The organism is Pseudomonas sp. YNh, assembly GCF_037993085.1.
Lineage (GTDB): Bacteria > Pseudomonadota > Gammaproteobacteria > Pseudomonadales > Pseudomonadaceae > Aquipseudomonas > Aquipseudomonas putida.
The window spans coordinates 114,002-128,759 of sequence record NZ_JBBMRJ010000007.1 but is presented as its reverse complement, the minus strand read 5'-3'; the positions used below and the strand labels follow the sequence as shown (position 1 = coordinate 128,759).

At 61.3% G+C, this 14,758-nt stretch carries 13 protein-coding genes; 4 read left to right on the top strand and 9 right to left on the bottom strand.

The features are described from left to right. Positions 1-147: 147 nt before the first annotated feature. From creC to rloA2, 3 genes are all read right to left on the bottom strand, one after another. Entirely contained in the window at positions 148-1,584 is a 1,437-nt protein-coding gene (creC, locus tag WF331_RS09615) for a two-component system sensor histidine kinase CreC (RefSeq protein ID WP_016497639.1), read from the bottom strand. Continuing rightward, a complete protein-coding gene (creB, locus tag WF331_RS09610; RefSeq protein WP_016497638.1) occupies positions 1,584-2,264 on the bottom strand; it encodes a two-component system response regulator CreB in 681 nt (226 codons plus the stop codon). Before creB ends, creC begins: the two co-directional genes overlap by 1 nt. 237 nt (positions 2,265-2,501) lie before the next feature. Beyond that, positions 2,502-3,002: a retropepsin-like aspartic peptidase RloA2 gene (rloA2, locus tag WF331_RS09605; protein ID WP_016497636.1), complete on the bottom strand. Its 501-nt coding sequence runs from the start codon at positions 3,000-3,002 to the stop codon at positions 2,502-2,504. Positions 3,003-3,184: 182 nt separating this feature from the next. Here rloA2 and WF331_RS09600 point away from each other — a divergent pair, with 182 nt between their 5' ends. The 3 genes from WF331_RS09600 to WF331_RS29310 all read left to right on the top strand — a co-directional run bounded on the left by WF331_RS09600 (position 3,185) and on the right by WF331_RS29310 (position 6,159). After that, on the top strand, positions 3,185-4,072 hold the full coding sequence (locus tag WF331_RS09600) for an acyltransferase (RefSeq protein ID WP_340622845.1): 888 nt from the start codon (positions 3,185-3,187) through the stop codon (positions 4,070-4,072). A gap of 243 nt (positions 4,073-4,315) precedes the next feature. Next, on the top strand, positions 4,316-5,665 hold the full coding sequence (locus tag WF331_RS09595; protein ID WP_241800950.1) for an APC family permease: 1,350 nt from the start codon (positions 4,316-4,318) through the stop codon (positions 5,663-5,665). An 89-nt stretch (positions 5,666-5,754) separates the two neighbouring features. Then, a complete protein-coding gene (locus WF331_RS29310) occupies positions 5,755-6,159 on the top strand; it encodes an RHS repeat-associated core domain-containing protein (protein WP_445324499.1) in 405 nt (134 codons plus the stop codon). 366 nt (positions 6,160-6,525) lie between these two features. Here WF331_RS29310 and WF331_RS09585 read toward each other — a convergent pair whose 3' ends face one another. Then, positions 6,526-7,101, bottom strand: a complete 576-nt coding sequence (locus WF331_RS09585) for a DUF2780 domain-containing protein (RefSeq protein WP_340622844.1) — start codon at positions 7,099-7,101, stop codon at positions 6,526-6,528. A gap of 194 nt (positions 7,102-7,295) precedes the next feature. Between WF331_RS09585 and WF331_RS29305 the strand changes: the two genes are divergently transcribed. Then, the gene (locus tag WF331_RS29305; RefSeq protein WP_431357573.1) at positions 7,296-8,057 is read left to right on the top strand and encodes an RHS repeat-associated core domain-containing protein; all 762 of its coding nucleotides are present in this window, start codon (positions 7,296-7,298) and stop codon (positions 8,055-8,057) included. A 191-nt stretch (positions 8,058-8,248) separates the two neighbouring features. Here WF331_RS29305 and fdhA read toward each other — a convergent pair whose 3' ends face one another. The 5 genes from fdhA to WF331_RS09555 form a co-directional block, all read right to left on the bottom strand. Further along, the gene (fdhA, locus tag WF331_RS09575; protein ID WP_016497631.1) at positions 8,249-9,448 is read right to left on the bottom strand and encodes a formaldehyde dehydrogenase, glutathione-independent; all 1,200 of its coding nucleotides are present in this window, start codon (positions 9,446-9,448) and stop codon (positions 8,249-8,251) included. A gap of 270 nt (positions 9,449-9,718) precedes the next feature. Further along, the gene (gene purU, locus WF331_RS09570; protein ID WP_016484540.1) at positions 9,719-10,576 is read right to left on the bottom strand and encodes a formyltetrahydrofolate deformylase; all 858 of its coding nucleotides are present in this window, start codon (positions 10,574-10,576) and stop codon (positions 9,719-9,721) included. A gap of 12 nt (positions 10,577-10,588) precedes the next feature. Continuing rightward, the gene (locus WF331_RS09565; protein WP_012270121.1) at positions 10,589-11,221 is read right to left on the bottom strand and encodes a sarcosine oxidase subunit gamma; all 633 of its coding nucleotides are present in this window, start codon (positions 11,219-11,221) and stop codon (positions 10,589-10,591) included. A 178-nt stretch (positions 11,222-11,399) separates the two neighbouring features. Next, complete coding sequence (locus WF331_RS09560) at positions 11,400-14,414, bottom strand: sarcosine oxidase subunit alpha (protein ID WP_174370569.1); 3,015 nt, start codon at positions 14,412-14,414, stop codon at positions 11,400-11,402. Continuing rightward, positions 14,411-14,746: a sarcosine oxidase subunit delta gene (locus tag WF331_RS09555; RefSeq protein WP_016484537.1), complete on the bottom strand. Its 336-nt coding sequence runs from the start codon at positions 14,744-14,746 to the stop codon at positions 14,411-14,413. The genes WF331_RS09560 and WF331_RS09555 overlap by 4 nt, the downstream gene beginning before the upstream one ends. Positions 14,747-14,758 lie beyond the last annotated feature (12 nt).

Sequence of the window (14,758 nt, the reverse complement as noted above, 5' to 3'; positions counted from 1 at the left end):
GGGAGCTTGTGTGGAGATCGTGTGTACTTTCAACGGCCAGATCGCCGGCAAGCCAGCTCCCACAGGTCCAGCACAAAGCCGGAAACCTGCGCAGTACCTGTGGGAGCTGGCTTGCCGGCGATGGGCTGCAAAGCAGCCCCGGCTATCTCAGCTGATACGCCGCACCGGCAGCCACAATCGCACCCGCACCCCGCCATCGACGTTATCCACCGCCAGCGCCCCGCCATGCAGTTGCATTACCTCGGCCACAAAATTCAGCCCCAGCCCGGTGCTCTTGCGCCCGCTCCCTGGCCGCGGCAGCGAGTAGAAGCGCTCGCTGACCCGCCCGATGGCATACGCCGGTATCGCCTGCCCCTGGTTGAACAGGCTCAATGCCACCCGCTCGCCGTCGCGCTCCAGGTCAAACAGAAGGGCGCCACCTGCGGGGGTGAAATCCAGTGCGTTATCCAGCAGGTTGGCCAGCGCCTGGCGCATCAGGAACGGATCACACAGCAAGCGCAAACCAGCCGGCACCCGCTGACGCACGTGCAAACCGGCGCCTTCGATCCGCGCCCCATGAGCCAACAGCAACTCGTCCACCAGCGCCGCCAGCGCCACCTGCTGTTCATCCTCCAGGGCCTGCATCTGCTCGACCCTGGCCAGGTTGAGCAGGCGCTCGACCATCTGCTGCAAGCGCTCGCTCTCGCGCTCGATATTGCCGGCAAAGCGCGCGCGCTGGTCGGCGGGCATGCCCTCGTCCTGCAGCAGCTCGCAAGCCCCACGAATGGCCGCCAGCGGGCTTTTCAGTTCGTGCGTCAGGGTATGCACATAGCGCTCGACATAGGCCTTGCCCTCCAGCTGGGTGCGCATGCGTTCCACCGCCTGGGCCAGGTGCGCCAGTTCGCCGCCCTTGTAGTGCGGCAACGCAGCCCGCTCACCCTCGCTGACCGCCTGGGCATAACGGGCCAGCCGGCGGAGCGAGCGTGCCAGCCACCACGACAGCGCCGCGCCAATCAGCAAGCCCAGGCCGATCAGCCCCAGGCCCAGCGTGAGCAGGCGCCGCTCGGAACGGTCGATGTACGGCTGCAGCGAGCTGTTGGGTTTGGCCACGGTGACCACGCCAATGACCTTGCCGTCGTCGATGATCGGTGCGCCAACGTGCATCACCGAGGTGCTTTCATCATTGGGGTCGCTGCGGGTGGAGCGGGCGCCGTACTGGCCACGCAGGGTCAGCAGCACGTCATTCCACTGCGAGTAATCCTTGCCCAGCGCCTCACCGCTGGAGTCCAGCAGCACGATGCCCTTGGCGTCAGTGACATAGATGCGGTGGCTGACCTGGTTCTTGGCCAGGCCCCAGATCTGCGCGCCCGGGCTGCGCGAGCCGTAGGCCTTGAGTACTTGCGGCAGGCGGCTCTGGCTCAAGGTGCCGGCCTTGACGTCATCGCGCAGGATCTCGGCCAGCAGGTTGGCGGTGTCGACCAGTGTTTCTTCGGAAGACTGGCGTACCACCGGGCGAATCTGTTCACGCACCGTGTTGAGCAGAAAGTAGCCCGCCAGGCCGACGAACAGGAAGTACACCAGGAAGATCCGGATGCCCAGGCGCATCAGGCATGGTCCGGGCTGTAGCTGTAGCCGAGGCCGCGGTGGGTCTGGATCGGCTCGGCATCACCCGCGACCTGGCGCAGCTTGGCGCGCAGGCTTTTGATATGGCTGTCGATGGTGCGCTCGTACCCGGCATCGGAGGCCACCCCCAGGGCATCAAGCAGCTGTTCTCGGCTGAACACCCGCTGCGGCTGCTCCAGCAGGGATTGCAGCAGGCGGAATTCGTGGCGGGTCAGCGTGAGTGGCTGACCGCGATAGGTGATCTGCATGCGCAGGGTGTCGAGCTGGAACAATGCCGCATCGGTAGCCGGGTCGGCCCTGGGGCCCATGCGTTTGAGGATCGCCCGCACCCGCGCAGCCACTTCACGCGGGCTGAAGGGTTTGACCACGTAGTCGTCGGCACCAATTTCCAGGCCCACCACCCGGTCGATTTCACCATCACGGGCGCTGAGGAACATCACTGGCACGTCGCTGAAACGGCGCAATTGGCGGCAGGTTTCGAAGCCACTGATGTCAGGCAGGCCGATGTCGAGGATGATCAGGTCGGCCGGGCGCTGGCGCTGCTGGTCGAGGGCAGCGCCGCCCAGGGTCACCCATTCGGTGCTGTGGCCGTCGGCCTGCAGGGCGTAGACCAGGGTGTCGGCGATGGCGGCTTCGTCTTCGACGATGAGGATATGGGGCATGGATGCGCGGCCTGTGCAGATGTCGATGGCGACGCACTATTGTGTAGGAGCGGCCTTGTGTCGCGAAAGGGCCGCAGAGCGGCCCCGGCAATATCTGCTTCAGCGCTGAGATCATGGGGCCGCTTTGCGGCCCATCGCAGGCAAGCCAGCTCCTACACATACTGCCCAGCCTTCGAGAGCAGCGTTAACCTGTGGGAGCGGGCGTGCCCGCGAAGAGGCCAGTGCAGGCAGCCTGAATCAGCAATCGGGCTTGCCAGCGGTAAACTTCTTGGCCGGGTTGACCGCGGCCTTGAACTCACGCAGCGCCTTGGACCCCACCAGCAGCGGGTAGTTGAAGCTGCTGCGGTCCACCAGGTTCACTTCCACGGTGCGCTTCACGTCACCCAGGCACAGCTCCAGATCCACCACCGGGCGCTTGGAAATTTCCGGCGCATCGCCCTCTTCCTCTTCATCGGCACGGCCCTTGATCTTGCTGATGCGCGAGACCTTGTGCTCGTACACCTTGCCGTCCGAGTCCTTGGTCGCCAAGCGGAAACGTACCCACTCGTCGCCATCGCGGTTGAACAGCTCAATGTCCTTGGCCGACAGCGACGCGGTGAAGGCACCGGTGTCCATCTTGGCCTTCAGGGTTTCGCCCAGCTCAGGCAGGGCGATGTTCTCGTACCGGCCGTAGATTGTAGGTTCGGCGGCCATTACTGGCAGCGCCAACAGTGACAACATGGCAAACAGAGATTTCACAAGCAGGCTTCCTTGAGAAGGGTCAGTGCTTAGACTGCACTGGCAGGATAGGTTCGCTGTCCCAAGCCTAATCAACATAATGTGAAACATTTGTTGCCGCCGCAGGGCATTGGACATTTGGCGTAGGCCACTGCCCTGCTTATCATTGCCAGCCGATTATTTCCCACAACAAGAGTCTCTTTATGCGTCGCCTGCTGACCGGCATTCTTACTACCACTCTGCTGCTGCTCAATACTGTTGTGTTGATCTGCCCGCTGCTGGTCTTTGCCCTGCTCAAGCTGGTGCTGCCGGGCCGTGGCCGCGACTATGCCTCGTGGGCAGTGATGTGGGTGGCCGAAACCTGGTCGGAAATCGACAAGGCCATCTTCGCCCTGTGCATTCCTACAGAGTGGGACATCCGCGGCGTAGAGAACCTGCGTAAGGACACCTCCTATCTTGCGGTAAGCAACCACCAGACCTGGGTCGATATCCCGGCGTTGATCGAAAGCCTCAACCGCCGCACGCCTTTCTTCAAGTTCTTCCTCAAGAAGGAATTGATCTGGGTTCCGCTGCTGGGCCTTGCCTGGTGGGGGCTGGATTACCCGTTCATGAAGCGCTACAGCAAGGCGTTTCTGGAAAAGCACCCCGAGCTCAAGGGCAAGGACCTGGAGATCACCAAGGCGGCCTGCGAGCTGTTCAAACGCCAGCCGGTGACCGTGGTGAACTACCTGGAGGGCACCCGGTTTACCGAAGCCAAGCGCCAGGAACAGCAGTCACCGTATCGCTACCTGCTCAAGCCCAAGGCTGGCGGCGTGGCATTCGTGCTGGCGGCGCTCGGCGAGCAGCTGGACGCACTGCTGGACGTGACCATCGTGTACCCCGGCAACCAGGCACCGGGGTTCTGGGCATTGCTCAATGGCAGCATTAGCCGGGTGATTATCGACATTCAGGTGCGGGAGCTGGACCCGGCATTGTGGGCGGGCGATTACGAGAATGACCCCGAGTTCCGGCAGACCGTACAGGCCTGGGTGAACCAGCTGTGGGCGGCGAAGGACCAGCGGATCGAGCTGCTCAAGGCCGAAATGGGCTGATATGTTTATCGTCTGACCGGGCCTCTTCGCGGGTAAACCCGCTCCCACAGGGAGGGCGCCGCACTCAAAGGCAGTGCTATACCTGTGGGAGCGGGTTTACCCGCGAAGAGGCCAGAACAGGCAAAGCAGAATCCCGATTAAAACCCAGGCTAATAATCAACATTAGGATTACTTCTTTGTCACACCCCACCTAAGTGGATAAAAATCGATCAAAGCACAATTACAAAAAGCCTGGATCGATCAATGGCCAACCAACCTAGCTCTACCCCCGCCCAGCTTCGCCGTGTTCTCGGCCTCCCCGCCCTGGTGTTCTTCGGCCTGGTCTACATGGTCCCGCTGACCATCTTCACCACCTACGGCATCGTCACCGAACTCACCGGTGGCCGCACCGCCGGCGCCTACCTGGTCACCCTGGTGGCCATGCTGTTCACCGCTGCGTCCTACAGCTTCATGGTCAAACGCTTCCCGGTGGCGGGCTCGGCGTATTCCTACACCAACATGGCCTTCGGCCCCAATATCGGCTTCCTTGCCGGCTGGTCGCTGCTGCTCGACTACCTGTTCCTGCCGATGATCAACTACCTGCTGATCGGCCTGTTCCTCAACATCGCGTTCCCGGCAGTGCCCGCCTGGGCCTTCGTACTCGCCTGCATCGCCCTGGTGACAGTGCTGAACGTGGTCGGCATCAACTCGGTGGCCAAGACCAGCAACCTGATCGTCGGCGCGCAGATCGTATTTATCGGCGTGTTTGTCGCGCTGTCCTGCCAGACACTCGCCGGCCAGCCGCTCGACCTGCTGTCGCCGCTAATCGGTGATGGCAGCAAACCGGGCTTCGGCCACCTGATGGCTGGCGCGGCGGTGCTGTGCCTGTCGTTCCTCGGCTTCGACGCCGTATCGACCCTGGCCGAAGAATGCCGCGACGCACGCCGCGACGTGCCACGGGCGATCATCCTCACCACCCTGTTTGCCGGCTTGCTGTTCACCCTGCTGGCCTACGTCAGCCAACTGGTGCTGCCGGGCAGCAGCTTCGCCAATGCCGATGCGGCGGCCAACGAAGTGATGTTCAAGGCTGGCGGGCAGTTCCTTACCAACTTCTTCACCGCCGCTTATGTTGCAGGCAGCCTGGGTTCGGCGCTGGCCTCGCAGGCGGCGGTGTCGCGCATCCTGTTCACCATGGGCCGCGACAACGTGCTGCCACGCCGTAGCTTCGGCTACCTGTCGCCGCGCTTTGGTACGCCAGTGTTCGCTATCTTGCTGGTATCAGCCTTCTCGCTGCTGGCGCTGGTGATCGACCTGGCTACCCTCGCCTCGCTGATCAGCTTCGGCGCGCTGGTGGCGTTCTCGGCGGTGAACCTGGCGGTGGTGAAGACGCACCTGATGGACGATGCCAGCCAGCGGGATGCCAAGGGGCTGCTGAGCTATGGCGTGGTGCCACTGGTGGGGTTGGGGCTGACACTGTGGCTGTGGACGAGCCTGTCGGCGCTGACGCTGGTGATCGGGTTGTGCTGGTTTGCGCTGGGGTTGGCGTATCTGGCGGCGCTGACTGCCGGTTTCCGCCGCCCAGTGCGTATGGTGGACTTCTCCGAAGCCGGCTGACCTCAAAGACGGGTACTGATAATTCTGCTAGTTGTGCATGGCCTTGCAAACATCAAGACTGAGGCAGACCGTCTTGCGAGGCCAGCCCTGTGTCAGTAGCAGTGTTTACGTACTGCCCATATGGGCAGGGTAATAACTACACAAACCAGAACGCTGTGCTTGGCTTTAATGGTGAGCGATATGATCTTGCCGCCCGCGCCTATGCGTTGGGCCAAGGCTACCGCAGCTATAGTCCTGTTCTGATGCGCTTCCATGCTCCGGACCACCTCAGCCCGTTTGAGCAGGGCGGGCTCAACGCTTACGCTTTTTGCGAAGGTGACCCGGTCAATTATCAAGACCCCACAGGCCATATACGAGGGGCGAGCATATGGCTAACTCCAAAGAAAGCGTTCAAACGCCTGATATCGATTTTTGATCGACCCGCTCCTCCTACTGTTGGGGTCGAGGTAATACCGGGCACTCTGACCACGCCGGTCACAGCGATCAAAAAATAACACGATTCAGTAATCTACCCTTACGCATAAACTATACAGATGAAGCAGAGCTGACTAGACTTGACCAGTTTCGATACCGGGCAGAACTTATAAAATATTACGAAAGAGAGCTCATGAAAAATGAGCCATTGCTAAATGAGTTCGCTGACCTCCGCAAAAAAATCGAAATGCGCGCGTCCAATGGAATTGAGATTGACGTAGCAGATGAAGAAAGATTTGGAATTCTTGAAAATACGAAACTACGATTTGATCAACTCAGAAAGGAGATCCGTAAAACCCGCTCAATTTAAATATGAGACTAAAGAAAAGGGCACTGATCTCGCGCCTAAGCGCTGACTATGAATACGTTTCAGTGCCCTCTATTTTTTACACCGAAGGGGCTGGTGTAGATGCCGGTGCGGTCCACAGGCTAGTCAGGTTCTGCAACAATGACCCAGCAATCCCCTGCTGCCCCAAATACTGCAGAATCAGTGGCGCAAACTGCCCGATCATCCCGGTATCCATCCCCAGCGCCTTGAACGCACTGTCCAGGTCGCTGCGGTTTTCCACGTTGTTGCCCAGTGCGTTGCTCAAGGCCGACTCGCTTTCGCTGTTCTTGCCCAGCAAATCGCCCAACCCACTTAACCCGCCCAACGCATTCGCACCGGCCAGCAGGTCCAGCCCTGGCACTGCCTTGGTCAGTTGGCCGTAGTCATCGCTGCTCAGGTTGTTGCGCGCCAGCCCCAACATCGCCCCAGCTCCGCCCACGGCCTGTTCGGGGGTGATCTTCAATTCGCTGCCCAAGGTGTTCAGCAGATTGGCCTGTGCCTCGGGAGCCTGTACTTGGCCCTGCTGCTTCTGAGTTTGCATGGCGGACACGGCGTTGGCAGCATCGCTGAGGTTGAAGGCAAACACCGGGCTTGCGGCCAGGGTCATAAGGGTTGCCAGGGTGAATGCTTTCATCGGGAGGGACCTCGTGGGCCGGGATGGCCTGGGAAACGAGGGTTTTGACTTAAGGTTTCACGGTTTGTTCCGGGCCGGTTGTCGAGGCTATCAAACAGCCCAGGTCAGTGGTACCAACCTGTCATTTCTATCAGTAGCGCTATGCGTTCGACATCCTAATACTGGTAACAACAATTCACATCAAGCAGGCCAAGATGATGAAGCAGCACCCTGATTCTGACCGCACACCTCATTCCTCTGCCTACACGCCGTACGGTTATGCAATTAATGCACCCGCAGAGCAACGTCTCTTGGCGTTCAATGGCCAGCTCCGAGATGCATTTACAAGTTTCTATGCCCTTGGTAACGGTCATCGCATTTACAATCCCGTCCTGCAGCGATTTCACTCAGCTGACAGATTAAGTCCGTTTGACGCAGGTGGTATTAATGCATATGCCTACTGTAGTGGCGATCCAGTCAATCGGTTAGATCCATCAGGTCAAAGTTGGCTGAGTCCAATTAAAGGCATCGCCAACCTATTCGGGCGGACCAGAAGTCGTGATAGAGCTCAAGCCCAAGCACAACTGCAACCCGAACTCACCCCACAAGAACTACAACCTGCTCGACAACAGGGCGCACAGCCCCCATCCTTTGCTCAAGCTGAATCGGAGAATCTACTGCTTCCGAACTATCAGTATTTTGAAGACAACTTTCCTCCACGGATACAGCAAGGCCTTTCCAAGATTCGAGAGCGTAGAAGAATAATCCATGCTGACTTGAGATATATGAGAATACATCCCGACAACGCCCCTGAGCACATGAAGGAAGAACTGAAGCGTCTCGGTGAATTATCGTTGCGCCTTCGCAGTCGCTTACGCAGCGATCTAACGCAACCCGTCAATTTCTCGCCAAAGTATTCAACTGCCATTAATGAAATTTCGCCCCCAGCTCCAGAACCTAGTCGTATCAGGCGTTAATGTTCCGCGGGCAGATCTACTGCGAAGCTTCCCCAGGAACTTGGTGCAAGTGCTCGTACCGTCGGGGGCTGCTTCGCACCCCTTTCGCGACACAAGGCCGCTCCTACAATGGGCGAGGCAGACTTTAAAGTCGGTAATGCAGCCGTAAAAAAGCCCCTCTGGAGAGGGGCTTTCTGTCCAAGTGAATTAAATCACGCCGCGCCCCACATCTTGTGCGGGTCAATCACAAACTTCTTCGGTACACCCGCATCAAACTCGCCATACCCTTCTGGCGCCTGATCCAGGTTGATCACCTGCACCCCCACCACTTCAGCAATGTTGATACGGTCCCACATGATCGCCTGCATCAGCTGGCGGTTGTATTTCATGGTCGGGGTCTGGCCGGTGTGGAAGCTGTGCGACTTCGCCCAGCCCAGGCCGAAGCGGATGCTCAGCGCGCCGATCTTGGCAGCGGCATCTACCGCACCTGGGTCTTCGGTTACGTACAGGCCCGGGATACCGATGTTGCCGGCCACGCGGGTCACTTGCATCAGCGAGTTCAGCACAGTGGCCGGGGCCTCGTGCTTGGCGCCTTCGTGACCATGGCCACGGGCCTCGAAGCCGACGGCGTCGACGGCGCAGTCCACTTCCGGCTCACCGAGGATGTCGATGATCTGCTCGTGCAGCGGGGTGTCCTTGGACAGGTCGACCACTTCAAAGCCTTGCGACTTGGCGTGGGCCAGGCGGGCCGGGTTGAGGTCGCCGACGATGACGCAGGCGGCGCCCAGCAGGCGGGCCGAGGCAGCAGCGGCCAGGCCGACCGGGCCAGCGCCCGCAACGTAAACGGTGCTGCCTGGGCCTACGCCAGCCGTCACGGCACCGTGGTAGCCGGTAGGCAGAATGTCGGACAGGCATGTCAGGTCACGGATCTTTTCCATGGCCTTGTCGCGGTCCGGCAGCTTCAGCAGGTTGAAGTCGGCGTATGGCACCAGCACGTACTCAGCCTGGCCGCCGGTCCAGTCGCCCATGTCGACGTAGCCGTAGGCACCACCGGCGCGGGCCGGGTTGACGGTGAGGCAGACGCCGGTGTGCATCTCTTTGCAGGAGCGGCAGCGGCCGCAGGCAACGTTGAACGGTACCGACACCAGGTCACCGATTTTCAGGCGTTCGACGTCACGCCCGATCTCGACAATTTCACCGGTGATTTCGTGGCCCAGAACCAGGCCGACCTGGGCAGTGGTGCGGCCACGGACCATGTGCTGGTCAGAGCCGCAGATGTTGGTGGAGACCACCTTCAGGATGACGCCGTGCTCGATCTTCTTGCCACGCGGGTCCTGCATTTTCGGGTAGTCGATGTGTTGCACTTCGACCTTGCCGGCGCCGAGATATACCACTCCACGATTGCCAGACATGCTCTTACCTCGCTTGATTTTTATTTATGCAGCGGTGGTTGAACGCGCCGCCATCCATGGGCGGCTTGTGTTACTGGAATGCAGGGAATTGTGGGCCTGATAGGCCGGGGTGCGCTGACTGGAAGCGACAGGGGGATGTCTTTTAGCGGCAGGTACAAAGCTGTGAGGCCATTCGCGGGCAAGCCCGCTCCCACAGGCTCACCGCTCTTTCGAACATGGCGATGAACCTGTGGGAGCGGGCTTGTCCCGCGAAGAGGCCGGTACAGGATGTCAGAGCACGACCGTGCGGTTGGCGTTGAGGAACACCCGCCGCTCGATGTGATAACCCACAGCCCGCGCCAGGGTCAGGCATTCGATATCCCGCCCCTTGGCAATCAGGTCTTCCGGATAGTGGCTGTGGTCCACCACCTCGACGCCCTGGGCAATGATCGGCCCTTCGTCCAGGTCGTTGTTGATGTAGTGCGCGGTGGCACCGACCATTTTCACGCCCTTGTTGTAAGCCTGGTGGTAAGGCTTGGCACCTTTGAACCCTGGCAACAGCGAGTGGTGAATGTTGATCGCCCAGCCATCCAGGCGCCGGCACAGCTCGGGTGACAACACCTGCATGTAACGGGCGAGGATAACCAGCTCGGCACCTGTCTCCTCGATCACCTGCAGCACCTTGCGCTCTTGCCCCGCCTTGTCATTGGGGTCAAGGGCGAAGTGGTAATAAGGAATCTTGTGCCAGTGCGCCAGGGGCTCGAGATCGGGGTGGTTGGAAACCACCGCTACCACGTCCATGCCCAGTTGGCCAATGCGCTGCCGGTACAGCAGGTCATTCAGGCAGTGGTCAGCCTTGGACACCATGATCACCACCTTGGGGCGGTGATTGGGTGCGGTCAGCTCGAAGGCCATGCCGAACGCTTCGCTGCGCTCGGCCAGGCCGGCACGGAAGCCCGTTTCGTCGAAATCGTCCGGCTGGCGGAATTCGACGCGAATGAAGAAGCGCCCCGACTGCCGGTCATCGAAGGAGTGGTGCTCCGTCACGTAGCAGCGCTGCTCGAAGAGGTAACGCGTCACCACGTCGACGGTGCCGAGCATGCTCGGGCAGTCGGCGGTGAGAATCCAGGTATCCGGTGCCCGACTCATGTTCTGCTCTCCTTAAGCTTCGATGCTCAGGCCGTATTCGGCCGAAGCGTCCTGCAGCCACAGCCACCAGTAGTCGGCGAAGCTGCGGCGAATCACCAGCTCCCAAGTGTCTTCGGCGGTACGGCGGATCACCAGTTGCGACTTGGCGAACACGGTGCCCACGGCCTTGCCCACCGGGAAGTTGTTCGGGTGAACATCATAGCTGGTGGATTTCATCAGCACTTCGCGCACGTTCGGGCCGCGCAGTTCCAGCAGGCTTTGCCCGCCGCTGACGTTGACCACCTGGATGTGCTGGCCATCAAGGGCCGCGCGCAGCTTTTGCTCGACCGCCAGTTCCTGGCCACCGGGCACGATCAGCAGCCACTCGTCGGGGCCAACCCATTGCAGCGACATGTCGTTGTTGGCGACCACGGTCAGGGCCACTGGCAGCTCCAGGCCCAGGGCCTTGTGCACGCCGGCGGCGAATTCCGGGTTGTGGCCGTCGCCACGCAGGGTCAGGTGGCCAAGGAACTTGCGTTCACGCAGGGTCACGCCTGCGTTCTTGCGGCCTTTGCCAACCAGGCTGGCCAGGTCGGCGTGGTGCAGTGGCGACTGGGCCTTGGCCTCGGCGCCGGGGTTTTGCTGGAAGACGTTGATAGCGCTCATTTCTTACCTGCCTTGAATTCTTGTTCGTCGATGCGACGCAGCTTCTGTGTGGTGGCTACCGGCCCTATCGCCGGCAAGCCAGCTCCCACAGGGATTTCACCCACCTTCAAAGCTGCATCGATCCTGTGGGAGCTGGCTTGCCGGCGATAGGCCTGGCCTGCCCCCACAGGGCCCGGAGTCAAACGTTCTGCCGCTCACCCTTCGGATCGAAGAACACCGAAGACACGATTTCCGCCTCGATCACGCTGCCATCTGCCTGCGGCGAGTAGACACGCTCGCCCATGCGCTTGAGGCCGCCTTTGACCACACCCATGGCGAACGAGTAGCCCAGGGAGTTGGACGCGTAGCTGGAGGTAACGTGGCCAACCATGTCCATCGGGATCGGCTGTTTGGGGTCGAACACCAGCTGGGCGCCTTCCGGCAGCCACTTGGTCGGGTCGACCGGCTTCAGGCCTACCAGCTGCTTGCGGTTCTCGCGCACGCAGTCCTCACGGTTCATGCCACGCAGGCCGATCCACGAGAACGGCTTGTTGCGGCCCACGCACCAGCTCATGTTCAGGTCGTCCGGGTTCATCGAACCGTCGGTGTCCTGGCCCACGATGATGAAGCCCTTCTCGGCACGCAGTACGTGCATGGTCTCAGTGCCGTACGGGGTCAGGTTGTACTTCTTGCCCGCCTCGATGATCTGTTCCAGCACGCCCATGGCGTAGTTGGCCTGCACGTTGACTTCGTACGACAGCTCACCGGTGAACGAGATACGGAACACACGGGCCGGCACGCCGCCGACGTTGCCTTCCTTCCAGGTCATGAACGGGAAGGCTTCCTTGTCCATGTCGATGTCTGTCAGCTCGCTGAGCAGCTTGCGGCTGTTGGGGCCGGACAAGGTCATGGTGGCCCAGTGGTCGGTAACCGAGGTGAAGTACACCTTCAGCTCCGGCCATTCGGTCTGGTGGTACAGCTCCATCCACTGCAGCACACGGGCGGCGCCGCCGGTGGTGGTGGTCATGATGAAGTGGTTGTCGCCAACGCAGGCGGTTACGCCGTCGTCGAAGACCATGCCGTCTTCCTTGCACATCAGGCCGTAGCGGGCCTTGCCCACGTCCAGCTTGGTCCAGGCATTGGTATAGATGCGGTTGAGGAACTCACGGGCGTCCGGGCCCTGGATGTCGATCTTGCCCAGGGTCGAGGCGTCCAGCAGGCCCACGCTGTCGCGCACGGCCTTGCACTCGCGGGCCACGGCGGCATGGATGTCTTCACCGGCTTTGGGGAAGTACCAAGGGCGCTTCCACTGGCCAACGTCTTCGAACTCGGCGCCGTTCTTCACGTGCCAGGCATGCAGGGCGGTGAAGCGCACGGGCTCGAACAGGTGGCCACAGTGACGGCCCGCTACCGCGCCGAACGTCACCGGCGTGTAGTTGGGGCGGAACATGGTGGTGCCCATTTCCGGGATGGTGATGCCGATCGAACGGGCGGCGATGGCCAGGCCGTTGATGTTGCCCAGTTTGCCCTGATCGGTACCGAAACCCAGCGCGGTGTAGCGTTTTACGTGCTCGACCGACTCGAAGCCTTCACGGGTGGCCAGCTCGATACCTGCGGCGGTCACGTCGTTCTGCTGGTCGACGAACTGCTTCGGCCCCTTGCTGCCTTTGTCGTGCGGCACCTGGAACAGTGCCACGGTGGCCTCTTCCTTGCGCGCCACGGTTTTTGGCAGGGTGCCGACAGAGGCCTTGAACCCCGCCTCGGTGGCTGCGCGAACGCCGCCTTCGAAGCCATCGGCAATCACGTCACCGAGGGCGTAGACGCCATTGATACCGCCCACGCACTCGCGTTTCTGCGGCGCATCGCCCGGTACGAAGCCGAGGATGTCGTCACGCCACACTGGGCGACCGCCCAGGTGCGAAGCCAGGTGCACGATCGGGCTGTAGCCACCGGAGGTTGCGATCAGGTCGCACTCAAGGGTTTCGCCTGGGCTGGTGACTTTGTGCGCCTGCACATCAATAGCCGCCACGCGGGCGCCGGTGACATGCTTGCTGCCTTTGGCCTCGACCACGGCGCTGGAGGTGAGGATGCGGATGCCTTTGGCACGCGCTTCTTCAACCAGCGAGCCACGTGGGTTGTGGCGGGCGTCGGCGATGGCGACCACTTGCAGGCCAGCGTCGTGCCAGTCCAGCGCGGCGCGGTAGGCGTGGTCGTTGTTGGTCGACAGCACCAGCTTGCGGCCCGGTGCCACGCCGTAGCGGCGAACGTAGGTGGACACAGCACCAGCCAGCATGTTGCCCGGTACGTCGTTGTTGCCGTACACCAGCGGGCGCTCGTGGGCGCCGGGCGCCAGTACCACGCGCTTGGCGCGTACACGGTGCACGCGGTGGCGTACCTGGCCGATCGGGGCGCGGTCGCCGAGGTGGTCGGTGAGGCGCTCGTGAATGGTCAGGAAGTTGTGGTCGTGGTAGCCGTTGACCGTGGCACGTGGCAGCAGGGTCACTTCCGGCAGGCCTTCCAGCTCTTTGATCACGGCGTTGACCCAGTCGGCGGCAGGCTTGCCGTCGAGGGTTTCGCGGCTGTCGAGCAGGCTGCCGCCAAACTCTTCCTGCTCGTCAGCCAGGATCACACGGGCGCCGCTGCGCGCAGCAGCCAGTGCAGCGGCCAGGCCAGCAGGGCCGGCGCCGACGATCAGCACGTCGCAGTGCTGGTTCATGTAGTCGTAGCTATCCGGGTCGTTCTGCAGCGGTGCACGGCCAAGGCCTGCCGCTTTACGGATGTACTTTTCGTACGTCATCCAGAACGATTTCGGGTACATGAAGGTTTTGTAGTAGAAGCCCGGCGGCATCATGCTGCCGCCCACCTTGCCGAGGATGCCCATCACGTCATTGTTGACGTTCGGCCAGCCGTTGGTGCTGGTGGCGACAAGGCCTGCGTACAGCGCTTGTTGAGTAGCGCGCACGTTGGGGATCTGGGTGGCTTCGCTGGAACCGATCTGCAGGATGGCGTTCGGCTCTTCGGTACCGGCAGCGATGATGCCGCGTGGGCGCGAATACTTGAAGCTGCGGCCGACGATATCGACACCGTTGGCCAGCAGTGCGGCGGCCAGGCTGTCACCGGCATAACCCTGGTAGGTCTTGCCGTTGAAAGTGAAGTTCAGGACCTTGCTGCGGTCGATGCGGCCGCCGCTGGCGAGGCGATAGGTCTGGCTCATACTTTTTCCCCTTGGCCTTTGACGGTCGACGGTGCGTTCGCAGCTTTACCGTTGGCGGTCACTTGCGGCTTTTCGCCAATCTTGTAGGTTTCCAGAATTTCGTAGGTCACGGTGTCGCGGGTGACGTTGAAGTACTGGCGGCAACCGGCAACGTGGTCCCACAGTTCATGGTGAATACCGCGTGGGTTATCACGGTAGAACATGTAGGTACCCCACTCCTCGTCGGAGCAGGCGGCAGGGTCCAGCGGGCGGGCGATGTGCGCCTGGCCAGAGGCGTGGAACTCTTCTTCGGAGCGCAGCTCGCCGCAGTGGGGACAGAAAATATGCAACATGACGGTGTCTCC